This window comes from Pseudarthrobacter sp. B4EP4b (assembly GCF_006680095.1).
Taxonomy (GTDB): domain Bacteria; phylum Actinomycetota; class Actinomycetes; order Actinomycetales; family Micrococcaceae; genus Arthrobacter.
Window position 1 is genome coordinate 1 of sequence record NZ_VHIJ01000032.1, and the last position, 20990, is coordinate 20990.

Here is a 20990-nt window from a genome sequence, read left to right on the forward strand (position 1 = left end):
GGCCCAGCTTCAGGGGCGGGAGTTCCAGCTTGGGGGCGGGAGGAGTTGCTGCAACAGTCACCTGTCCATTGTTGCAAAGCCGGGCAAATCGTGGATTGTCGGTGGTACTTTCGGCCCTCTGTCAGTCCCGCTCGGCGGCCCTGCGGCCCCGGCGGGTCTGGAAAGCTGCGGCTGCGAGCGTACCGGTATCGGGGAGGTCGTCAGGGTTGACGGCGGGCGGGGTCGTCACGTGCGTAGTTGCACGTTCCGCGGCCGGCGCCCGTCCGCCGTCGTCTGCTGTACGTGTGCCGGACACCTGCGGCTCCGCGGCCTGTGACCCTGTAGCCTTCACCACCAGCACCGCGATCAACGTGGTGACCGGGATGGCCAGGACCAGGCCGATGGAACCCACCAGGGTGCGGATGACCTCTTCGGAGAGTTCGGCGCTGGTGAGGGTGTCCGCGAGCGGGCGGTCGTAGAGCATCACGATGATGAGGATCGGCAGGGCGGCGCCGGCGTAGGCGAACGCAATGGTGTACACGGTGGAAGCGATGTGGTCGCGGCCGATCCTCATGGCCGAGGTGAACAGCTTCCGCGCGCTGCTCTGCGGCGCAAGTTCGTACAGCTCCCAGACGGCCGAGGACTGTGTGATGGTCACGTCGTTGAGGACACCCAGGCCGGAGATGATGAGCCCGCACAGGATCACGCCCGAGATGGAGATATTGGCCGAGGTGTTCATCAGGGTGGTGGCGTCATGGTTGCCCACGCCCGCGAGATTGGCAGCACCCGTTGCCCACGCGGCCAGCAGAGCTGTGATGGCCAGGCCGAAGATAGTGCCCAGGAGTGCCGTGGACGTGCGAGCGGAGAATCCGTGGGCGAAGTACAGGACCCCGATCATAATCACCGTGGATCCCACCAGTGCCAGCAGCAGCGGCGGCTTCCCTTCCACCAGTCCCGGCAGCATAAAGCTGGCCAGCACGAAGTAGGCGCCGACCAGTCCGATCAGGGCACGAAGGCCGCGCCACCGCGCGACGGCAATCACTACCGCCGCGTACAGCAGCGCGAGCAGGACGATCGGGAGGGTCCGGACGAAGTCCACGAAGATATAGGCGGGCGAACCCTGTGAGGCGGAGGCACCTTGTGCGCTGGACAGGTTCAGGTAGCGGATCTGGTCTCCGGGCTTGACGCCGTGGGACTTGGCTACGTCCGGGTTGATGACCACCTTCACCGGGCTGCCGCCCTTGTCCGGTTCGGTGAAGGCAAACGTACAGTCGGACCCCTGTCCCTGCTGGGCCTGTCCCTGCTGGCTTTGGGCCTGGTTCTGCTGGCTGACGCCCTGCATGCAGTTCTCGACCGCCACGCTCTGGATGGTTCCCGTGTCGAAGGTGACGCCCGGGGCCGCCGAATAAGGATTGGCCAGAGAAACGCCTTCCTTGCTTCCCGAGGGCCACAGCATCGCCATCCCGGCAAGCGTCAGCAGGGTCAGTGGGATCAGCACTGCGGCCAGGATCCGGTTTGCCCGCCGCCTGGCGGCAATCGCCTCTGGTGTCGGCTCCGAATGGTCTGTAGAAGCGTGGGAGTGTCCGGACCCCATCAGCAGTAGAACCTCATACGTTGAACTCTACGTCCGGCACCGTAGGGTTGATAAATGGATCGGCAGAACTGGGAGGAACCGGGCATGGCCAACCGCAGGACTGAGGAAAATGACGGCCTGAACCGGGCTGGAGCAGCCGCGGGAATGCTGCACCAGCCCGTGCTCAGCGTGCTTCCGTCGTCGGGTCCCACCCTGGGCATTGCCCTGGTGCTGCACGGCGGAAAGTCCCACAGCCGCGAGCCGGTGGAGGCCCGGCACCTGAGCCCAGCGCGGATGGTGCCTTTCGCCCGGCATCTCCACCGCGCGGGCCGGCAGCACGGGCTTGCGGTGTGGTCCCTTCGAAACAGTGTGCGTGGCTGGAACGGGGAGGATATGACTCCCCTGCAGGACGCCCGCTGGGCCCTCAAGCAGATCAGCAGCCAGCACCCGGACGTTCCCGTGTTCCTGGTAGGCCATTCGATGGGCGGGCTGACGGCCGTCTGCGCCGCGGACCATCCGCAGGTTGCAGCCGTGGTGGCCCTGGCGCCGTGGCTCAGCCCCGGTACGCCGGTCTCCGGGGTGGCGGAGAGGAAGGTGCTGATCGTCCACGGGACCTTCGACCGCTGGACCAGCCCGTCGGCGTCGCTCGCGTTTGCACGGCGCGCTGCGGCCGGTGCCGCCTCGATGCAGTACGTGGCGCTGAAGGGTGCCGGGCACTTTATGCTCCGCAAGATCAGGCTGTGGCACACGCTCTCCACCGGGTTTGTGCTGAAGGCCTTCAACGAAGCGGCGGGGACGGATGTGGCCCTGCCGAGGGGATTCAACCAACTGCTGCCGGAATCGTCCGTGCAGGTGACCCTCTAAGCACCCTGTCCGCCCTGCCTGCACCGGCGTCAAGAACGAAAGGAACTCCATGCCCTGGCGCCCCCGGCCGAGTGACCGTTTCTACCGGTTGCTGATCTGCATTGGCCTGTTCCTCCGGTGGGCTTTCCGGATCAGGATCATTGCCACGGGCAGGGAGCATCTTCCGGCACCCGGGCCGCGCCAGGGAACCGCCCGGGCTCGGACGCCCGGCAGCGGTGCGGTCTTTGCCATCACGCATTTCGGCTTCCTGGACTTCGCCCCGGTGGAACTCATCCTGTGGAAGCATGCGCGTGCCCGGCTGCGGTTTATGATCCATCAGGGCGCGGCCGACCACTGGCTCGCCGGCCCGGCCATCAGTGCCACCAGCAGCGTGGTGGTGGGGTACACGGAACGCGCCGGCGCCCTTGACGAGGCGGTCGCCAAGCTGCGGAGCGGCGAATACCTGGCCGTGTTTCCGGAGGCCGGCGTGAGCCGGAGCTTCAAAGTCCGGGAGTGCAAAACCGGCAGTGTCAGGATGGCCGCCGAGGCACGTGTCCCCGTTATTCCGGTCTCCGTGTGGGGCGCCCACCGCCTGCTGACGAGGGGTCATGGGTTGTCACTGCAGTCGGCCTGGCGTGCGCCGGTCCGGGTCCATGTGGGTGAACCGCTGGAGGTGGGCCCGGACGTTGACGCCGAAACGGCCACGGCCGAACTGCGCGCCCGGCTGCAGGCGGGGATCGATGCGTGCATCGCCGACTTTCCCCTGCCCGTCCCGCCGGGCGCATGGTGGATGCCTGCCGACCTGGGCGGCGGCGCCCCCACCGAAGCCGAGCGGCAGCTGCTCGACGCCGAAGACGTGCTGACGCGCCGCCGTCGTACTTCCCGCAGAAAGTAGCCCAAGTAGGTAGCGCCAAGTGTCGTTTTGAGGGGTCACAGCGACACTTGGCGCTACTCAGTTGGGTGGCCGGGCGGCTTAGTCCGAGACCACCCAGGTCTCCGGGCCGGCGAGGCGGGCCTTGCCGCTTTCCAGCAGGGGCTCGACGGCGGCACGCAAGGCCGTCATGGAGTCGTCCAGTTCCAGCATCACCGGGTGCTGGTACGCGATCAGGGACAGCATGTCGCGGACAGCCTCGGCGGCGTCTTCCCGGGCAAGCGCCGGCTCATGGCCAACGAACACGTCCGTGGGCGCTTCCTGCCCGGCGCTCCCCGCACCTGGGGCGGCGTCAGGATCGGACGGCGCGGCGTAGCTCACGGCAAAGGCCCGGATCCGGCCCTTCTTACTGGGCGCAACGCCGGCGCCGAAGGCAGACTCCGGCTGTGCGCGCAGCACGATGGCGCCGTGGGCTCCCGTGAGGTCGTCCAGGAACAGCTTCTGCACCTGTCCCACGGACAGCACGCCGGGCGAATCCCAGCCGTGGATGGCCGTGTAGTACCGGCCCACCACGTCCGTCAGTTCCACGGAGCCGGTGGCCAGGTCCATCACCACGTCCGAGCCGGCGTTTTCATCGTTCGAAGGCCCGCCGTCGTCGTCCTTGGCCGGGAACACCGGAAGCCGCAGGGCGCCCGGTTCCACCACCACCAGCCGCGAACGCTGGATCGGGGACAGGCCGAAGTGTTCGGCGAAGGCTGCGCCGGGGGTGCCCGGCTCCACCTTGGCGCGGAGTTTCGAAACGCCCGACGGCGACTGTTCGGCTTCGCGGCGCAGCATGGTCAGGAGCGTGGCACCGATGCCGCTGCGGCGGTGGTCCCGCGCCACTTCGATGTAGGTCCAGAGCCGTTCCGGGTGCAGGGACGCCTCATAGACCACGCCTGCTGCGACGGGTATGCCGACGCCGTCGATGACGTCCTCAGCCACGATGCAGCGCCGCCAGGGCATGCCGGACCCGTCGGAGGATATGGTCAGGGCGCCGCGGAACTGACCTGCCTGATGGGTCTCCGGACCGCCCCAGATCTCCAGGAGGGCGAGGTCGTCCCCCTCGCGCCATTCGCGGTATTCGATGGACATGCTCAGGCGCCGATCAGGCGTGCGGCCAGGTAGCCTTCCACCTTGTCCAGGGAGACGCGTTCCTGGCTCATGGTGTCCCGCTCGCGGATGGTCACGGCCTGGTCCTCGAGGGTGTCGAAGTCCACGGTGATGCAGAACGGGGTGCCGATTTCGTCCTGCCGGCGGTAGCGGCGGCCGATGGCGCCGGCGTCGTCGAAGTCGATGTTCCAGTTCTTCCGCAGCTGCGCTCCGAGGTCCTTGGCCTTCGGCGACAGGTCCTCGTTGCGGCTCAGCGGGAGCACGGCGGCCTTGACCGGGGCCAGGCGCGGATCCAGCTTCAGCACGGTGCGGACGTCCACGCCGCCCTTGGCGTTGGGGGCCTCGTCCTCGGTGTAGGCATCCACCAGGAACGCCATAAAGGACCGGGTCAGGCCGGCGGCGGGCTCGATGACGTAAGGGGTGTAGCGCTCGTTGGTGGCCTGGTTGAAGTAGCTCAGGTCCGTGCCGGAGGCCTTGGCGTGGGTGGAGAGGTCAAAGTCGGTGCGGTTGGCGATGCCTTCCAGCTCGCCCCACTCCGAACCCTGGAAGCCGAAGCGGTACTCGATGTCCGTGGTGCCCTTGGAGTAGTGGCTCAGCTTTTCCTGCGGGTGCTCGAAGAAGCGCAGGTTTTCCTCGCGGATGCCCAGGCCGGTGTACCAGGACATGCGCTCCTTCATCCAGTACTGGTGCCATTCCTCATCGGTGCCGGGCTCGACGAAGAACTCCATTTCCATCTGCTCGAACTCGCGGGTGCGGAAGATGAAGTTGCCGGGCGTGATCTCGTTGCGGAAGGACTTGCCGATCTGGCCGATGCCGAACGGCGGCTTCTTGCGTGAGGTGGTGAGGACGTTGTTGAAGTTCACGAAGATGCCCTGGGCCGTTTCCGGGCGCAGGTAGTGCATGCCTTCTTCGCTGGCCACCGGGCCCAGGAATGTCTTGAGCAGGCCGGAGAATTCCTGGGGTTCGGTCCACTGGCCCCGGGTGCCGCAGTTGGCGCAGGCGATGTCCTTCAGGCCGTTCTCGGGGGCGCGGCCCTTCTTCTCTTCGTACTCTTCCTCGAGGTGGTCCGCGCGGTAGCGCTTGTGGCAGGACAGGCACTCCACCAAGGGGTCGGAGAAGACCTCCACGTGGCCGGAGGCTTCCCATACCTGGCGGGGCAGGATCACGGAGGAGTCCAGGCCCACCACGTCCTCGCGGCCGCGGACCATGGACTGCCACCACTGGCGCTTGATGTTTTCCTTCAGTTCGGCGCCGAGGGGCCCGTAGTCCCAGGCAGAACGCGAACCTCCGTAGATCTCACCGGCCTGGAACACAAAGCCCCTCCGCTTGGAGAGGGAAATGACCTGGTCGAGAACGGATTTTGCTGCCATGGGGGTAACTCCAATTTCTACAGGGCCGCTGGGTGCGGTCCGCGGTTTTCAGGCCCCGGTTGCGCCACAGGTATGCACCGTTGGCTGCCGGGAGGGGCGGATGAAGGAAAGATGCGTGAAAGCTGCGTGTCCTAGCCTACCGGTGCCTACCTGCGGAACGCTCCCCGCGGCCAGGGCAGGGTTGCCAGGACGATGGCCGCCAGGGTGAGGATGGTGCCCAGCACGGTTGCCGGCGCCACCACGGTTCCCGGCGCCGGGAGGATCACGTCCAGCGCCAGCGAGCCCAGCAGCTGGCCGGCGATCATGCCAAGGCCAGTGACCAGCACGCCCAGGCTGCGGACCAGCAGCGCGCCCAGCCCTATGAACACACAGCCCATGGGCCCACCCACGTAGTACCACCACTCCCCCGGCAGCGGGTTGCCCGGCCCGGCCACGGCCAGCTTGATGCCGTAGGCCGTCCACAGCACCAGGCCGCCAGCAACGAAGTTGACCAGCGTGGCGGCAATGGGAGTGCCGTAATGGATGGTGGCCGTTCCGTTCATGGCCTGCTGGAAGCTCATCAGGAACCCTGCCAGCACGGGCAGGAGGAGGGGAAGCAGCAGGGCCGACGGACCGGCGTCGGGTACACCTGCTCCCGTGCCGCCTGCCGCCGCGGCCCCTGTGAACCGCGGCGAAACGGCCCAGGCGACGGCGGCAACGGTCAGGAGACACCCGATGATCCGGATCCCCGTGACTGATTTTTTGCCAGCCGGCCCTATGCCAAGCCGGTCAACCAGCAGTCCGCTGACGGTCTGCCCCGTGACGGTGGCCACGGTGAAGAGGGCAACGCCGAGGATGCCCACCGTGAAGGACTGGGCGAAAACGAACAGCGCGCCGATGCCGCCGGCCAGGACGTAGACGCGGGGAAAGGCCCTGTTCCTGACGGCGGGGAGGATGCTTGCCAGGCCGGCCCGGCCGCGCGGCAGGACCAGTGAGATGAGGATCATTACCAGCAAGCCTGTGCTGAAGCTCACCACGGACGCGGCGATTCCGTCGCCCAACCTGGCTCCCAGCGCACCGTTAATGCGGCCCTGGACGGGAATGGCAAGGCCCGAGCCCACCGCCAGCGGCAGGCCTGCGAGCAGGGGCAGGCGGTGGGTGGAGGTCATTGAATCCACTTTACGTCAGGCATTATTGCTTCATGAGCAACGTTGAAGAGGTCCCCATCCGCGACAGCATGATCCGCCTTGGCCAGCTCCTCAAGCTCGCCAACCTCGTGGAGGACGGTGTGGAGGCGGCGGACCTGATCAAGAACGGGCTCGTCAAGGTCAACGGTGAGATCGATGACCGCCGCGGCCGCCAACTGCACAACGGGGACACTGTCACCGTGAACAACCAGACGGTGAAGGTGGTCGCGCCTGAGGCCTGACGCACCGGCTCGGCACCCGGCGGGCCTGGCTGCCTCAAGCCGCCGCCCGCCGTCGTACGCCTACTTCTTGAGTACCTCGTGCGTGAGGAACTCGGACACGTGTCCGATCTCCTGCTGGTTGATCCCGTGCCACATGCCCGTGTACAGCACCTTGGTGAGCTTGACGTGCTTGCGGACCCAGCCCATGGTGTATTCGATCTTGTCGGGGGTGATCACGGGGTCCTGCTGGTCCCGTCCCCAGAACAGGGGGATGGTGCCGTCCAGTTCGTCGTCCTTGAACGAAGGATCGTCCCCCGCGTCCACCACGAAGCCTGAGAGTCCGACGACGGCCGCGAAGTCAGTGGGCCGCTGCCGCAGGAGCGTGGTGGCCATGGCCATTCCCATTGAGAAGCCGAGCAGGGTCACCGACGGGTGGCCCACCCGGATGGCGTCGATCCATTCCAGGACATAGGACGAAGCGGCCTTGACCCGGTCCAGCGAGTAGTCGATGGATGCGGTGAGCGGGAACCAGGTGAAGCCGGGGCCCATGGCGATCGGTGCCCGGACCGATGCGACGGTGAAGTCATCCGGGAGCAGGTCGGCCAGACTGAGCAGGTCCTGTTCGTTGGCGCCGTAACCGTGCAGGAGCACCAGCAGCGGCTTGCCGTCGCGCTGGTCCTCAGGATGGGACCACAGAACAACAGGTGCAGGAAATACTTCGGCTTCAGTCATGGTTTCCATTCTTACAGTTACCCAAAGGTAACAACCTACGTTCGCGTAGCCCGCGAGACGGAAGGCAGGATAGGACCGTGACTGATACAACCAGCATCCCAACGTCCACTGCCCCGGCCGGATCCCACCCCTGGACCCGGTATGTGGCCATGGGCGATTCCTTTACCGAGGGCATCGGCGACCCCGAGCCCTCCAGCCCCGGCGGCTACCGCGGCTGGGCGGACCGGGTGGCGGAGGAACTGGGCCGCACCAAGCCCGACTTCGCCTACGCGAACCTGGCAGTGCGCGGCCGGCTGCTGCAGCAGATCGTGGACCAGCAACTCGCACCGTGCCTGGCGCTGAAGCCGGACCTGGTGACACTGTCCGCGGGCGGTAACGACCTGCTGCGCCCGGGCGGCGACCCCGATGCGCTGGCCGAGAAGCTCGATTCAGTGGTCCAGTTGCTGGCCATGGACGGCGCCACAGTGGTTCTCTTCAACGGCCCGGACACAGGGTCCTCGGTGCTGGGCAGGATCCGCAGCAAGGTGGCCATTTATAACGAGAACCTGCGGACGGTGGCGGCCCGGCACGACGCCATCATCGCCGACATGTGGTCCCTGCGCCAGCTCAACGACCCCCAGATGTGGGACGTGGACCGGCTGCACTTCTCGCCGCTGGGCCACCACACCATCGCGGCGATGGTCCTGGATTCCCTGAACGTGGACCACACCCTGGAACCGCTGCAGCCCAAGCCGCTGCCGTCGCGGACCTGGCGCGAGGCCCGGTCCGGTGACCTGGTGTGGGCCCGCGAATACTTTGTGCCCTGGGTGCTGCGGCGCCTGCGGCACCAGTCCTCCGGGGATGGCATCATGCCAAAACGGCCGACGCCGGGACCTGTGTTCGGCCCGGGTGTTCCGTTGGGTTCGGGCGAGGGTCCGTTGGGAACCACCGAGGCTGCCCGGCGCTAGCGTAGTGATGGCGGCCGGCGGGGCGGGCAGTTGAATTCCGTGGTGGACATGGAACCGCGCGATGTGGTGCGCCTGCGGCTGCGGTCCCAGATGCTTCGCCGGCCCGGTGCTGCCTCGCCGGAAGCCGCCCTGCAGTCATTGCTGGCGGTGCAGGCGCAGGAGTTTCCCTATGCCAGGTGGAGTCTGGCCCAGCGCGTGGGGGCCGCGGCCGGGGATGCCGGAGCCGTCCCCGCCGGCGCGGCGGACATCGAGCAGGCGGTTGCGGACGGCCGGATCCTGCGGACCCACATCCTGCGGCCCACCTGGCATTTTGTCCACCGGGACGATCTCCGCTGGCTCCGTGCACTCTCCGAGCCACGGCTGGAACAAATCAACGCAGCCACCTATCGCCGCACGGGTATTGACGCGGCCGCGGCCGCCCGTAGCGCGGAAGTCCTGGGCAGCGCGGTGTCAGGCGGCAACCATCTGACCCGGGACGGACTGGCAGCAAGGCTTCACGACGCCGGGTTCCCGGCTAAGGGCCTGGAACTCGCCTACCTGATCATGCACGCCGAAATCAGCGGCGTCCTGGCCAGCGGCACGCCCGTCCGCAGCCCGGGCGGGGCACTGAAACAGACGTACGCGCTCTTTGACGAACGGATCCCGGCCTGCCCCGGGTTGACCCGGCAGGAAGCTTCGGCGGAACTTGCCCGCCGCTACTTCACCAGCCGCGGCCCGGCGACTGTCAAGGACTGCGCCGACTGGTCCGGGCTGACCATGACGGACGTCCGGGAGGGCCTGCAACTTGCTAGCGAGGCACATCCGGAAGCCCTGGCTGAAACGGCAATTGACGGCGTCGTGCACTATTACGCCGCCGGACGTCCCGGTGGCAGCGACGGGGAAGCCGAAAGTACCCCGGAACCCCGCCCCCGGCTCGACCTGATCCAGTGCTACGACGAGTACGTGATGGGCTATTCCGCCACGCGCCACTACATGGGCGGCAGCGCCCCGGCCTTCCCCTTCCAGGGCGAGCTGATGCACGTGGTGCTGCTGGACGGGCGGATGGCCGGCTCGTGGCGGCACACGCTGTTCCCGGGCCGCTGCGAGCTCGATATCCGGCTCTCCCGGGCTGAAACTCCCGGGTCTGCCCTGGCCGCGGCGGTGCAGGACGCCGTGGACAGGTACGGCGCCTTTATAGGGCTTCCCACCATCCGCATGGAGTCCGGGGCTTAAGCTGGAAGGACACCAATGAGAGGCACGGCACCGTGAGCAACTTGTTTTTCTGGATCATCATTTTGTCATTTCTGATCCCGATGGCCATGCGGATGTACCGGAAGTCCGTCGCCCGCAGGAACCACGAACAAAGCTTCTCCGGACGCTACCCGGACCAGTTTCCCGGCGGCGGGATGTATCCCGGCTCCAATGGCCCGCAGAGCAATCAACCCCGGGACGGTTTCACCCAGCAGGACTACTTCGGCGGCGGATTCCGGCAGCTTGACCGGCCGCAGCCGCTCCCGGGCGAGCCGCTGCCGCCGGTCCAGCCGCTCCCGCCCGTGGGCCAGCAGTTCCCGCCTTACGGGCAGCCGCTGCCCGGGCAACCGATGCCTGGACAACCCGGCTACGGTCAGCGCGAAGAAGCCCCGCAGCAGCCTGCTGCCCCCGCAACTCCCCCGCCGCCGTCGGCCCCGCAAGGCTACCGCGCGCGCAAGCTCGCCGAACTGGATCAGCAGTACAGCAACGGTGAGCTCTCCATGGAGGAGTACATGAGCCGCCGCAGCGACATCATGAACGGCTAGGCCCTCTTATCAAAAGCAACGCGGGGTCACTAGATGCCCGATAACTCCGGATCTTCGGGCCGGAAGTGACCCCGCGTTGCTCTTTGTGGAACCTAGCTAATCCACTTGCGGGAAGCCCAGGTCGATGACGGACGTTGCCGGGTCCGGCCACCGCGTGGTGACCACTTTGCCGCGGGTGTAAAACCGGATACTGTCCGGCCCGTACATGTGGGTGTCGCCGAACAGCGAGTTCTTCCAGCCGCCGAACGAGAAGGTGCCCACGGGCACGGGAATGGGCACGTTGACGCCGACCATGCCTGCTTCGACGTCGAACTCGAACTGGCGTGCGGCACCGCCGTCGCGAGTGAAGATGGCAACCCCATTGCCAAACTCGTTGTCGTTGACCAGGCTGACGGCGTCACTGTAGGTATCCACCCGCACCACGGACAGGACCGGGCCGAAGATTTCGTCGTCGTACACCCTCATGCCCGGCTTCACGTGGTCCACCAGGCTGACCCCGATGAAGAACCCGTTTGAATCAAACTGCTGTTCGCGGCCGTCCACCACCACGGTGGCGCCTTCATTCTCTGCGCCCGCCACATAGGAGGCCACCTTGTCCCGGTGTTCGGCAGTGATCAGAGGGCCCATCTGCGACGCCGGGTCCATGCCCGGGCCGATCTTCAGGGTGGCTATCCGGCCCTTGATGGCGGCCACGAGGTCGTCGGCGATGCTCCCGACGGCGACGAGTACGCTAACCGCCATGCAGCGCTCACCCGCCGAGCCGTAGGCGGCCGAGATGGCGGCGTCCGCGGCCATGTCCAGGTCCGCGTCAGGCAGCACCACCATGTGGTTCTTCGCCCCGCCCAGGGCCTGGACCCGCTTGCCGTGGTCCGCGGCCCGCTTGTAGATCGACTGCGCGATGGGCGTCGAGCCCACGAAGCTGACAGCTTTGACGTCGCGGTGTTCGAGCAGGACGTCCACCGCCTCCTTGTCGCCCTGGACCACGTTCAGTACGCCGGCAGGCAGGCCTGCCTCCGCGAAGACTTCCGCGATGAACACCGCTGAGGACGGATCCTTTTCGCTGGGCTTCAGGAGCACGGTATTGCCGCAGGCCAAGGCGCTGCCGATCATCCACAGAGGCACCATGGCCGGAAAGTTGAACGGGGTGATGCAGGCGACCACGCCCACCGGCTGCCGGACGCTGTGGACGTCCACGCCGCTGGAGACCTGTTCCGAGCGTTCGCCCTTGAGCATATGGGACAGTCCGGTGGCGAACTCGATGTTCTCGAGGCCGCGGGAGATCTCGCCTTCGGCGTCGGAAAGTACCTTGCCGTGTTCGCTGGTCAGGATGGCGGCCAGTTCGGCCTTGCGCTGGGTCAGGATTTCCCGGACCCGGAAAAAGATATTGGTCCGCTTGGCCAGGCTCGTGGCCCGCCAGGCCGGCAGCGCTGCCTTGGCCGCGGCGATGGCTTCCTCTACGCGGGCCGCGGAAGCCAGGGCCACCTGCTTCTCCTGCTCCCCGGTGGCGGGGTTGAAGACGGGGCCGAAGCGCTCGGCGTCGGCAACCCGGCTGCCTTTGATGTAATGCGGAATGGTTTGCATGGAAGTCTCTCTTCTACTTTGCTGAATCCAGGGAACCGTCGGCGAGCTTGATGATCATGGAGCAGTCCTTGCCGGACTCGCCCGCGTCGATAAGGCGCTGGTAGAGCTGCTGAACGTGCCTGCCGATTTCGAGCGGCGTGCCGGTGTCCTCCGCAGCGCTGATGGCCAGGCCAATGTCCTTGTTCGCCAGCTCGGCAGTAAACGTGGGAGCGAAATCGTTGTTGGATGCGGCGGTGGGGACCACGCCGGGAACGGGGTACCAGGTGCGCAGGGCCCAGCTGTCCCCGGACGACACCGAGGCGATGTCCCAGAACACCTTCTTGTCCAGGCCCAGCCGGTCCGCCAGCACTGCACCCTCGGCCGTGGAAGCCAGGTTGATCAGGAGCATCAGGTTGTTGCAGATCTTGGCCGCCTGGCCGGTGGTGGCTCCGCCGGTGGGAATGATGTTGGCGGCCATCGGCCCGATGTACGTGGTGGCCTCAGCCACGGCGTCCGGTTCACCGCCCACCATGAACGTCAGTGTCCCTGCCTTGGCGCCGCTCATCCCGCCTGAGACAGGGGCGTCCACAAAGCGGAAGCCGGCGGCAGCGGCGGCGTCGTGCAGTTCCTTTGCTGCCGCAATGTCAATGGTGGAGGAATCCACCAGGAGTGTGCGCGCATCGGCGTGTGCCAGCACGCCGTCCACTCCCAGGTAGACGGCCTTTGCGTGCTCGCCTTTGGGAAGCATGGTGAACACTGCGTCCGCGCCGGTGACTGCCTCCGCGATGCTCCCTGCCGGCTTTACTCCTTCGGCCTCCGCAGCGGCGAGGGCGGCCGGGTTGAGGTCGAATCCGCGGACGTCATGCCCCGCTTTTGCGAGGTTCGCCGACATGGATCCGCCCATGTTTCCCAAACCGATCCAACCGATTACTGCCATCGCCCAAGCTCCTTTGCTGTGCCTCCGGCCGGGAGCAGCCAGAAGGTCTGTGTCCACCATCACACCCTGCTACAGTGCAATCAAGGGGAAAAATCACAGACGGTATGTGCACTGATGCACACGAAAGAAGGGATACCGGGTGGCGCGGCTTCCGAGTCCGGACGACTTGCTGATCTTGCTCACGGTGGCCCGGCTGGGCCGCTTCAACGCCGTCGCCGAAACGATGGGCACCACGCACACCACCATCTCGCGGAGGATCCTTGCCCTCGACAAGCAACTGGGCGGCCGCACGCTGGAGCGCAGCCCGCACGGGTGGGAGCTGACGGAGCTTGGCGCGTCGGCCGTGGCCGCGGCGGAAACGATCGAGGACACGCTCGGTTCTTTGGCCGCCGTTGTGGGCCAGGACCGGGACGCTGTGTCCGGCATGGTGCGCATCAGCACCTCTGACGGTTTCGGCGCCGAGTTCGTGACTCCTGCGCTGGTCCGCCTCCAGCAGCGGCACCCGTTGCTGAACGTGGAAATGCTCAGCGCCACACGCAAGGTCAGCCAGAACCGCTCCGGCGTGGACCTGGAAGTGGTGGTGGGCCGCACGGACGTGAACAATGCCCAGGCCATCTTCCTGACCAACTACTTCCTTCGGCTCTACGCCAGCCATGACTACGCAAAGGAGCGCGGCTTACCGGAAACGCCCGACGGCGTGGGGCAGCACGGCTTCGTCTCTTACGTTGAGTCGGCACTCCAGGTTGCCGAACTGGGACACCGGTCCTCGCAGCTTCCGGTGCCGAAATCCAGCTTCCAGGCGACCAGCATCTTTGCCCAGGTTGAGGCGGTACGCCGCGGCGGCGGGATAGGACTGCTTCCGAACTTTATGGTGGCGCAGAGTCCGGAATTCGTTCCGGTGCTCCCGGACGCATTCCAGCGCCAGATTCCCGTCTGGGCCGTGGCACGGCCGGAATCGCTGCGGTCCGCCCGGGTTCAGGCCGTGATTGCTGCGCTGAAGGAAGAAGTGGCGGAACGGCAGGATCTACTGGCAGCCTAGGTCCTGGCATCCACGGCAATTGTCAGGCCTGGAAAAGGCGCCTCACCACCTGCCCTGCGGCGAGTGCGTCGAGGCCCTCGTTGATCTCGGCAAGGGGCCTGGTGTCGGTGTGCAGCAGCTCAACGGGCAGCCGGCCTTCGCGCCAGTACCCCAGGTAGAGAGGGATATCCCGGTTCGGTACGGCATCGCCCATGTACGAGCCCAGCAGCCGCTTGCCCGCTCCGGCAAACTGGAGCGCAGGCACCGTCAGTTCCGCCGTCGGATGCGGCAGCCCTACCGAGACCACGGCGCCCCCACGGGTCACGTGCTCGAGGCATGATGCGATGACCCGGGCTGAGCCCACAGCTTCTACGGCCGTATCCACGCCATCACCTGCAGCATCCGCGATCAGCCGGGCAGCATCGTCGGGAGTTCCCACGGCTGTTGCCCCGCACTTCATGGCGAGCCCGTGCTTGCTGGTGTTGGGGTCGATGGCAATGACCGCTGAGGCGCCTGCGAGCGCCGCAGCCATGACTGCCGAAAGTCCCACGGCCCCGAGGCCGAAAACGGCTACGGACTGACCTGGTTGAACCGCCGCGGTGTTGAGGACGGCACCCATCCCGGTGAGCACGGCGCAACCAAACATCGCCGCGATGGTGTCGGGGACGTCGTCGTCGATCACCACTACCGATTCACGGGCCACCACGGCATAATCCGCGAACGCCGAAACCCCCAGATGATGGTTGATCCGCTCCCCTTCGGGCGTGCGCAGCAGGGCCTCGCCATGCAAAAGGTCGCCGGAACCGTTGACCTCGGCCGCGCGGTGGCACAGGGCGGGCCGCCCCGCACGGCAAGCACGGCAGGAACCGCAGCTCGGGACGAACACGAGGACCACGTGGTCCCCCACGGACACGTCCGTGACGCCTTCGCCTACAGAGGCGACCCGTCCCACGGCCTCGTGGCCCAGCGCCATGGGAAGCGGCCTGACGCGTGAACCGTCCACTACCGACAAGTCTGAGTGGCACAGGCTGGAGTAGGCGACAGTGACGCCCAGTTCGCCGGCCCGGGGTTCGGGACGGCTGAGCTCCTGGACCACCAGCGGCTGCGCTTCGCCGTAGCTGGTGCCGGCGGGAACGGTGGAATATAGGACGGCTGCTCGCATGAGGTTCCTTACCTTGAAATTGGGGGCAGACAGCTGCCCGGACCGGCGGGACGTCCGGTCCGGGCAGCTGCCATTTCCGTCTTGATGTTCCGCGCGGACTACTTCTTGGTGGCTGCGAGAAGGTCAGCCGTGCCCTGGGCGTCCGCGGCGTCGACGTCCCGCAGCGAGATTCCGCGGGTCTCCCTGAGGAAGAGGACAGAGACCGCTGTGACGATGCAGGCACCCAGCAGGTAGAGGGCCACCGGGGTGGAGGACTTGAAGCTGCCCAGGAGCGAGCTGGCGATGATCGGTGCCAGCGAACCGGCCACGATCGAGGTCACCTGGTAGCCGAGCGAAACGCCCGAATACCGCATCCTGGTGGGGAACATTTCAGCCATGATTGACGGCTGCCCGGCGTACATGAGTGCGTGGAACAGCAGGCCGATGGTGATGGCGGCCAGGATGACGAGGTCGTTGGCGGTGTCCATCATGGGGAACGCGAAGAAGCCCCACGTTCCGCCCAGGACAGCTCCCGCCATGTAGACCGGGCGGCGGCCGAAGGCATCAGACATTTTTCCAACAAGCGGGACCGCACAGAAGTGAATGAAGTGGGCCACGAGCAGCAGCAGCAGGATGCGGGAGGTGTCGGTCTGGACAACGACCTTCAGGTAGGTGATTGAGAAAGTCACCACGAGGTAATAGAGGATGTTCTCGGCAAAACGCAGGCCCATGGCGGTGAAGACACCCCTCGGGTAACGGCGGAAGACCTCGGCTACGCCGTACCCCTTTTTCTCTTCCGTGACCTCCCTGCGGGCCTCCAGGAAGATGGGCGCATCCTGGACCTTGGTGCGGATGTAGTAGCCGATAACCACGATCACTGCCGAGAGCCAGAAGGCCACGCGCCAGCCCCAGCCGAGGAACGCCTCCTGCGAAAGGGTGGAGGACAGGATAAACAGCACGCCGGTGGCAAGCAGGTTGCCCATCGGGACGGCGGATTGCGGCCAGCTGGACCAGAAACCACGCGACTTGTTGGGGCTGTGCTCGGCAACGAGCAGAACAGCCCCGCCCCATTCACCACCCACGGCGAACCCTTGGACGAAGCGCAGGAACACCAGTGCCGCCGGAGCCCAGTAACCGATCTGGGCGAAACCTGGCAGGCAGCCCATCAGGAAGGTGGCCACGCCTACCAGGATGATGCTCAGCTGCAGGAGCTGCTTCCGGCCGAACTTGTCCCCGAAGTGGCCAAAGACAATGCCGCCTACAGGCCGGGCAACGAAGCCGACGGCGTACGTGACGAATGCCGCAATGATGCCGTCCAGCTCGGTTCCGGAATTGGGGAAGAACATCTTCCCGAACACCAAAGTGGCTGCTGAGGCGTACAGGAAGAACTCATACCACTCCACCACCGTTCCGGCCATGGAGGCTGCTACAACTTTTCGCAGGCCTGACGCCTTGACATCGGTTTCCCCGGACCGTTGTGCGGCGGACTTTTCCGTACTCATTAATGAACTCCTTCGGCGTCCTCTTCGACGCCACTGGGACAGGCTAAGGCGGGTACGTGTGATTTTGGCCACGCGCCGCCGGGTCCAAATGAGTATCGTCCGCCAATCCGTAGAGCTCAACGGCGAATCCTGCAGAGCCTATCTGCATTTATGCACATCCTGTGGATGGCAGGCCGGTTATGCCGAGAGGTGCACCCGGAGCTGGTTGCCCAGTTGGCCGATTTCAGTGAGGAATCCGTCATGCCCGATGGGTGCCTCGATGAAGTGGACCTCCACGTCCCCCGGGAGCGCGCGGGCCAGTTCCAGGGACTGGGACGGGAAGTAGAGCCGGTCCGAATCCACGGCAGCCACGAAGAAGCGCGCACCGGCACGGGACAGGGTCTGCTCAAGCGGCCCGCGGCCGCGGCAGACGTCGTGGCTCATCAGCGCTTCGGTAATGGCGATGTAGCTGTTGGCGTCGAACCGCTGGACGAGTTTGCTGCCCTGATGGTCCAGGTAGCTCTCCACCTGGTACCGGCCGCGGGCCGCGATCTGCTCGCCCTGGAGCGGCGATTCCGGGGCCTGCGGTGTCCGGCCGAAGCGGCCGTCCAGCTCCCCCGGTGAGCGGTACGTGATGTGGGCTATGCGCCGGGCCAGGGCCAGGCCCGCCTCCGGGAGTGGGCCGCCATAGTAGTCGCCGCCATTGAAGTTGGCGTCCTGGCGGATGGCGAGCGTCTGCGCCTGGGCGAAGGCGATCTGCTCAGCGGTGCTCGCGGCCCCCACGGAAATCACGGCGCAGCGCTGCACGCGTTCCGGATACGTCACGGCCCATTCCAGGGCCCGTGCTCCGCCCATGGATCCGCCCAGCACCGCGAACCAGCTGGTGATGCCCAGCTGGTCAGCCAGCCGGGCCTCCGCAACGGTGCTGTCCCGGAGGGTTACCAGCGGAAAACGGGAGCCCCACGGCTTGCCGTCCGGTGCCGGCGAGGACGGCCCGGTGGACCCGTAACAGCCGCCCACAATATTGATGGAGACAACAAAGAACCGGTCGGTGTCCACCGGAGCGCCGGGGCCTGCGAGCTGCTCCCACCAGCCTTCTTCGGTGGTGTCGCCGCGGGTCACGTGCGTGCTGCCGGTGAGCGCGTGCTCGATCAGTACAGCGTTGCTGCCGTCCGCGTTGAGCGTGCCCCAGGTTTCGTAGGCCAGGGTGACATCCGGCAGGTAGCCGCCGCCCTCCAGCTTCAAATCCCCAATGGAGGCATAGCGGACAATCCCGTGTTCGGGGACAGTGGTACGGGTGACGGTAACCGTCATGGCAAGACCTCTTCTACGCGCTTGCCTGCCGTCGTCTGACCGGCAGGCCAGGTCTTCACCCGGGGCACCCCACCGCGGAAGGAGGGTTGCCGGCCAGCAAGCCGGGGCTGTCACTGGCACTCATGACCTGCATTGAGTGTACGAAACAGCCCCCGCCTGCCGCCAAGAGTGTGACTGGTTGTGACTTGCCGGCTTGCCGCCGCTGGTGCCCTCGTCAGGCGCCGCTGGTGCCCGTGGTCAGGCGACGTTGGTGCCTGTGGTCAGGCGCCGCTGGCCTCCTTGGCCGCGCGGAAGCCGGCTTCGAGGTCAGCCAGGATGTCATCGATGTGCTCGATTCCCACGGAAAGGCGCACCAGGCCGGGGGTGACGCCCGCAACTGCCTGCTGTTCCGGCGAGAGCTGGCTGTGGGTGGTCGACGCCGGATGGATCACCAGGGAGCGGACGTCGCCGATGTTGGCAACATGGGAGTGCAGTTCCAGCGCGTCCACGAAGCGCTTGCCCGCCTCGGCCCCGCCGGCCAGGTTGAACGAGACGATGGCACCGGTCCCCTTGGGTCCGTACTTCCGGCCCCGTTCGTACCAGGGGCTGGAGGGCAGGCCCGCGTAGGCGACGGATTCGACGTCGTCCCTTCCTTCCAGCCAGCGCGCAACTTCGGTGGCATTGGCCACGTGACGTTCCACCCTCAGGCTCAATGTCTCCAGGCCCTGGGCAATCAGGAAGGCATTGAAGGGCGACACTGCCGAACCCAGGTCGCGCAGGAGCTGGACGCGGGCCTTGAGGATGTAGGAGAGGTTGGCGCCCAGTGCTCCATCGGCGCCAAGGTCGCGGGCGTAGACCAGCCCGTTGTAGGTGGGGTCCGGGGTGTTGAAGCCCGGGAACTTCTCGGGGTCTTTGCCGAAGTCGAACTTCCCGGAGTCGACAATGACGCCGGCGATGGCAGAACCATGGCCGCCCAGGTACTTGGTGGCCGAGTGCACCACGATGTCCGCGCCCCATTCGAGCGGGCGGATCAGGTACGGGGTGGATAGGGTGTTGTCCACGATCAGCGGCACGCCTGCCCGGTGGGCCACCTCGGAGATCCCCTCAATATCCAGGACGTCCTGGCGGGGATTGGAAACTACTTCGCCGAAGAAGAGTTTGGTGTTGGGCTGGACGGCGTCGCGCCACTGGTCCAGGTTGTCCGGGTCCGCAACGAAGGTGACCGAGATGCCGAACTTCTTCAAAGTGTGGGCGAAGAGGTTGTAAGTACCGCCGTACAGGCTTGGGCTCGCCACGATGTGGTCTCCGGCCTCGGCGATATTCAGGATGGCGAATGTTTCTGCGGCCTGTCCGGAGCTGAGCAGCAGGGCCCCCAGGCCGCCTTCAAGGCTGGCGATCCGCTGTTCCACAGCCTCCTGGGTCGGATTGCCGATCCTGGTATAGATGGGAGCCAGTTCGGCCAGGGCGAAGCGGTTGGCGGCACTTTCCGCGCTGGGGAACACAAAGGACGTGGTCTGGTAAATCGGGAGGGCGCGGGCGCCGGTAGCGCTGTCCGGCTCCTGGCCGACGTGGATCTGGCGGGTTTCGAAGGACCATCCGTTGGACAATTCAAGGCTCCTTTGACATGGGCCCGGCATGCTCGAAGCACTGCGGGCCGCGCTTGCCATCCGGCCTCTTGCCGGACAGCCAGGTCCTCACCCGGGGCACCCCACCGCGGTTGGAGGGTTGCCGGCCAGCGAGCCGGGGCTTGGCGCTGGCACTCATGACCTGAACCCAGTGTAGGAACACGCAGAGTACGCCCGACAGCATTGTGACGAACATGGTCCTGGACATCTTTACGTGCCCTGGTGCGAATTTGTGGGGGCTGACCAGCGAAAATCCCAGTAAGGGTACCCTTAGCTGAGAGCCCGATCACAAAGTGCCAAGATGATGGCATGCGCATGGATCACGTCTCTTACGCCTGTGAACACGATGGCCTGGCGGCCACCACCGAACGTATTTCTTCTGCCCTCGGCGTCGAGGCAGTGAAGGGCGGGGTACACCCCCGGTTCGGCACCCGAAACATGATCATCCCCCTCGCCGGGCACAAATACCTCGAAGTCGTGGAGGTCCTGGACCACCCTGCTTCGGACAAGGCGCCGTTTGGACAGGCCGTGCGTGCCCGGTCTGCTGCGGGCGGCGGCTGGATGGGCTGGTGCGTCGAAGTGGACGACCTCGCCCCGTTTGAAGAGCGGCTTGGACGCTCGGCCGTCAACGGCAACCGCAAGTTTCCTGACGGCCGCGAACTGGTCTGGAAGCAGATCGGGATCCTCGGCCTGATCGCCGACCCCCAGGTTCCCTACATGCTCAAGTGGGAGGGCGATCCGTCCCTGCACCCGTCCAACGCCTACGAGAGCAACGTCAAGATGAGCTGCCTCACCATTGCCGGGTCGGCTGCACGGGTCACCGAGTGGCTGGGCGAGCCGGTGGAAAAGCCCCTCGAAGACGTAGCCGTTGACTGGGTGGCGCCGCACGGTACGCCCGGCATCCTGTCCGTCACTTTCGAAACCGCCAGCGGAGCCGTCACCATCTGACCCTCCGTCCGATGCCCGGGCCGTCCCGCCCGGGCGTCGTAGTGGTGCGCCCCGGTTATCGCCTGGGCACCCTGTCCTTCCAAACTTCGGCCGCCATCAGCCGGTGACAACGGCGTCACCAGTTGATGGCGGCCGAATCCATTTTCCGGACCCGTCCGGGATTGAGTCTGGGCCGGCAGCCATATTCCCCGATCGTCCGAAGGATCCCGATTTCCGGGTTGAAGAGAAATCCACCATCACCTCCCGCAGCTTTCCCCGCAACCCACCATCACCTCCCGCAGCTTTCCCCGCAACGCGCCACCACCTCCCGCAGCTTTCCCCACAACGCGCCATCACCTGGTGTCCTGGGATTTCATGG

The 20990-nt window shown here is 66.1% G+C and carries 19 protein-coding genes and 2 riboswitches; of the genes, 8 read left to right on the forward strand and 11 right to left on the reverse strand.

Annotated elements, in window-relative coordinates:
• Nucleotides 1–121: 121 nt before the first annotated feature.
• The gene (locus tag FNL14_RS11740; protein WP_142060242.1) at nt 122–1573 is read right to left on the reverse strand and encodes a YibE/F family protein; all 1452 of its coding nucleotides are present in this window, start codon (nt 1571–1573) and stop codon (nt 122–124) included.
• An 84-nt stretch (nt 1574–1657) separates the two neighbouring features.
• Here FNL14_RS11740 and FNL14_RS11745 point away from each other — a divergent pair, with 84 nt between their 5' ends.
• Both FNL14_RS11745 and FNL14_RS11750 read left to right on the forward strand, forming a co-directional pair.
• Entirely contained in the window at nt 1658–2416 is a 759-nt protein-coding gene (locus tag FNL14_RS11745; RefSeq protein WP_142060308.1) for an alpha/beta hydrolase, read from the forward strand.
• Between the two features lie 49 nt (nt 2417–2465).
• Nucleotides 2466–3290, forward strand: coding sequence for a 1-acyl-sn-glycerol-3-phosphate acyltransferase (locus FNL14_RS11750; protein WP_142060244.1), 825 nt, complete (start codon nt 2466–2468; stop codon nt 3288–3290).
• Between the two features lie 78 nt (nt 3291–3368).
• Here FNL14_RS11750 and FNL14_RS11755 read toward each other — a convergent pair whose 3' ends face one another.
• The 3 genes from FNL14_RS11755 to FNL14_RS11765 all read right to left on the reverse strand — a co-directional run bounded on the left by FNL14_RS11755 (nt 3369) and on the right by FNL14_RS11765 (nt 6936).
• Nucleotides 3369–4400, reverse strand: coding sequence for a GNAT family N-acetyltransferase (locus tag FNL14_RS11755; RefSeq protein WP_142060246.1), 1032 nt, complete (start codon nt 4398–4400; stop codon nt 3369–3371).
• A 2-nt stretch (nt 4401–4402) separates the two neighbouring features.
• Nucleotides 4403–5788: a glycine--tRNA ligase gene (locus tag FNL14_RS11760; protein ID WP_142060248.1), complete on the reverse strand. Its 1386-nt coding sequence runs from the start codon at nt 5786–5788 to the stop codon at nt 4403–4405.
• 146 nt (nt 5789–5934) lie between these two features.
• Nucleotides 5935–6936: a DMT family transporter gene (locus FNL14_RS11765; protein WP_142060250.1), complete on the reverse strand. Its 1002-nt coding sequence runs from the start codon at nt 6934–6936 to the stop codon at nt 5935–5937.
• Nucleotides 6937–6968: 32 nt separating this feature from the next.
• Between FNL14_RS11765 and FNL14_RS11770 the strand changes: the two genes are divergently transcribed.
• Complete coding sequence (locus tag FNL14_RS11770) at nt 6969–7196, forward strand: RNA-binding S4 domain-containing protein (RefSeq protein ID WP_142060251.1); 228 nt, start codon at nt 6969–6971, stop codon at nt 7194–7196.
• Between the two features lie 60 nt (nt 7197–7256).
• Here FNL14_RS11770 and FNL14_RS11775 read toward each other — a convergent pair whose 3' ends face one another.
• Nucleotides 7257–7907 carry an alpha/beta hydrolase gene (locus tag FNL14_RS11775; protein WP_142060253.1) on the reverse strand — a complete coding sequence of 217 codons (651 nt, stop codon included), beginning with the start codon at nt 7905–7907 and terminating at the stop codon, nt 7257–7259.
• Nucleotides 7908–8056: 149 nt separating this feature from the next.
• Here FNL14_RS11775 and FNL14_RS11780 point away from each other — a divergent pair, with 149 nt between their 5' ends.
• The 3 genes from FNL14_RS11780 to FNL14_RS11790 are packed head-to-tail and all read left to right on the forward strand — an operon-like array spanning nt 8057 to nt 10629.
• Nucleotides 8057–8854 (forward strand): SGNH/GDSL hydrolase family protein, encoded by a 798-nt coding sequence (locus tag FNL14_RS11780; RefSeq protein ID WP_255470807.1) that lies wholly within the window; start codon nt 8057–8059, stop codon nt 8852–8854.
• 48 nt (nt 8855–8902) lie between these two features.
• Entirely contained in the window at nt 8903–10066 is a 1164-nt protein-coding gene (locus FNL14_RS11785) for a winged helix DNA-binding domain-containing protein (protein ID WP_142060310.1), read from the forward strand.
• A gap of 32 nt (nt 10067–10098) precedes the next feature.
• Nucleotides 10099–10629, forward strand: a complete 531-nt coding sequence (locus tag FNL14_RS11790; RefSeq protein ID WP_142060257.1) for a hypothetical protein — start codon at nt 10099–10101, stop codon at nt 10627–10629.
• Between the two features lie 96 nt (nt 10630–10725).
• Here FNL14_RS11790 and FNL14_RS11795 read toward each other — a convergent pair whose 3' ends face one another.
• Together FNL14_RS11795 and mmsB are read right to left on the reverse strand one after the other, a co-directional pair.
• A complete protein-coding gene (locus FNL14_RS11795; protein ID WP_142060259.1) occupies nt 10726–12210 on the reverse strand; it encodes a CoA-acylating methylmalonate-semialdehyde dehydrogenase in 1485 nt (494 codons plus the stop codon).
• Nucleotides 12211–12223: 13 nt separating this feature from the next.
• A complete protein-coding gene (gene mmsB, locus FNL14_RS11800) occupies nt 12224–13126 on the reverse strand; it encodes a 3-hydroxyisobutyrate dehydrogenase (RefSeq protein ID WP_091418266.1) in 903 nt (300 codons plus the stop codon).
• 139 nt (nt 13127–13265) lie between these two features.
• Between mmsB and FNL14_RS11805 the strand changes: the two genes are divergently transcribed.
• Complete coding sequence (locus tag FNL14_RS11805) at nt 13266–14165, forward strand: LysR family transcriptional regulator (RefSeq protein WP_142060261.1); 900 nt, start codon at nt 13266–13268, stop codon at nt 14163–14165.
• A 22-nt stretch (nt 14166–14187) separates the two neighbouring features.
• Here FNL14_RS11805 and FNL14_RS11810 read toward each other — a convergent pair whose 3' ends face one another.
• The 4 genes from FNL14_RS11810 to FNL14_RS11825 all read right to left on the reverse strand — a co-directional run bounded on the left by FNL14_RS11810 (nt 14188) and on the right by FNL14_RS11825 (nt 19666).
• Entirely contained in the window at nt 14188–15306 is a 1119-nt protein-coding gene (locus tag FNL14_RS11810) for an alcohol dehydrogenase catalytic domain-containing protein (RefSeq protein WP_142060263.1), read from the reverse strand.
• Between the two features lie 98 nt (nt 15307–15404).
• A complete protein-coding gene (locus tag FNL14_RS11815) occupies nt 15405–16787 on the reverse strand; it encodes an MFS transporter (protein ID WP_091418270.1) in 1383 nt (460 codons plus the stop codon).
• Nucleotides 16788–16964: 177 nt separating this feature from the next.
• Nucleotides 16965–18080 (reverse strand): homoserine O-acetyltransferase, encoded by a 1116-nt coding sequence (locus FNL14_RS11820; RefSeq protein ID WP_142060265.1) that lies wholly within the window; start codon nt 18078–18080, stop codon nt 16965–16967.
• 12 nt (nt 18081–18092) lie between these two features.
• Nucleotides 18093–18208, reverse strand: a riboswitch (SAM riboswitch).
• A 132-nt stretch (nt 18209–18340) separates the two neighbouring features.
• Nucleotides 18341–19666, reverse strand: coding sequence for a bifunctional o-acetylhomoserine/o-acetylserine sulfhydrylase (locus FNL14_RS11825; RefSeq protein WP_091418273.1), 1326 nt, complete (start codon nt 19664–19666; stop codon nt 18341–18343).
• A gap of 44 nt (nt 19667–19710) precedes the next feature.
• A riboswitch (SAM riboswitch) is annotated at nt 19711–19827 on the reverse strand.
• Nucleotides 19828–19993: 166 nt separating this feature from the next.
• Here FNL14_RS11825 and FNL14_RS11830 point away from each other — a divergent pair.
• Nucleotides 19994–20632, forward strand: a complete 639-nt coding sequence (locus FNL14_RS11830) for a VOC family protein (protein WP_091418275.1) — start codon at nt 19994–19996, stop codon at nt 20630–20632.
• Nucleotides 20633–20990 lie beyond the last annotated feature (358 nt).

What these genes read in the sequence shown, in the direction of transcription:
- FNL14_RS11740 (WP_142060242.1), bottom strand. Translation starts at nt 1,573, where the DNA reads ATGGGGTCCGGACACTCCCACGCTTCTACAGACCATTCGGAGCCGACA.
- FNL14_RS11745 (WP_142060308.1), top strand. Translation starts at nt 1,658, where the DNA reads ATGGCCAACCGCAGGACTGAGGAAAATGACGGCCTGAACCGGGCTGGA.
- FNL14_RS11750 (WP_142060244.1), top strand. Translation starts at nt 2,466, where the DNA reads ATGCCCTGGCGCCCCCGGCCGAGTGACCGTTTCTACCGGTTGCTGATC.
- FNL14_RS11755 (WP_142060246.1), bottom strand. Translation starts at nt 4,400, where the DNA reads ATGTCCATCGAATACCGCGAATGGCGCGAGGGGGACGACCTCGCCCTC.
- FNL14_RS11760 (WP_142060248.1), bottom strand. Translation starts at nt 5,788, where the DNA reads ATGGCAGCAAAATCCGTTCTCGACCAGGTCATTTCCCTCTCCAAGCGG.
- FNL14_RS11765 (WP_142060250.1), bottom strand. Translation starts at nt 6,936, where the DNA reads ATGACCTCCACCCACCGCCTGCCCCTGCTCGCAGGCCTGCCGCTGGCG.
- FNL14_RS11770 (WP_142060251.1), top strand. Translation starts at nt 6,969, where the DNA reads ATGAGCAACGTTGAAGAGGTCCCCATCCGCGACAGCATGATCCGCCTT.
- FNL14_RS11775 (WP_142060253.1), bottom strand. Translation starts at nt 7,907, where the DNA reads ATGACTGAAGCCGAAGTATTTCCTGCACCTGTTGTTCTGTGGTCCCAT.
- FNL14_RS11780 (WP_255470807.1), top strand. Translation starts at nt 8,057, where the DNA reads ATGGGCGATTCCTTTACCGAGGGCATCGGCGACCCCGAGCCCTCCAGC.
- FNL14_RS11785 (WP_142060310.1), top strand. Translation starts at nt 8,903, where the DNA reads ATGGAACCGCGCGATGTGGTGCGCCTGCGGCTGCGGTCCCAGATGCTT.
- FNL14_RS11795 (WP_142060259.1), bottom strand. Translation starts at nt 12,210, where the DNA reads ATGCAAACCATTCCGCATTACATCAAAGGCAGCCGGGTTGCCGACGCC.
- mmsB (WP_091418266.1), bottom strand. Translation starts at nt 13,126, where the DNA reads ATGGCAGTAATCGGTTGGATCGGTTTGGGAAACATGGGCGGATCCATG.
- FNL14_RS11810 (WP_142060263.1), bottom strand. Translation starts at nt 15,306, where the DNA reads ATGCGAGCAGCCGTCCTATATTCCACCGTTCCCGCCGGCACCAGCTAC.
- FNL14_RS11815 (WP_091418270.1), bottom strand. Translation starts at nt 16,787, where the DNA reads ATGAGTACGGAAAAGTCCGCCGCACAACGGTCCGGGGAAACCGATGTC.
- FNL14_RS11820 (WP_142060265.1), bottom strand. Translation starts at nt 18,080, where the DNA reads ATGACGGTTACCGTCACCCGTACCACTGTCCCCGAACACGGGATTGTC.
- FNL14_RS11830 (WP_091418275.1), top strand. Translation starts at nt 19,994, where the DNA reads ATGCGCATGGATCACGTCTCTTACGCCTGTGAACACGATGGCCTGGCG.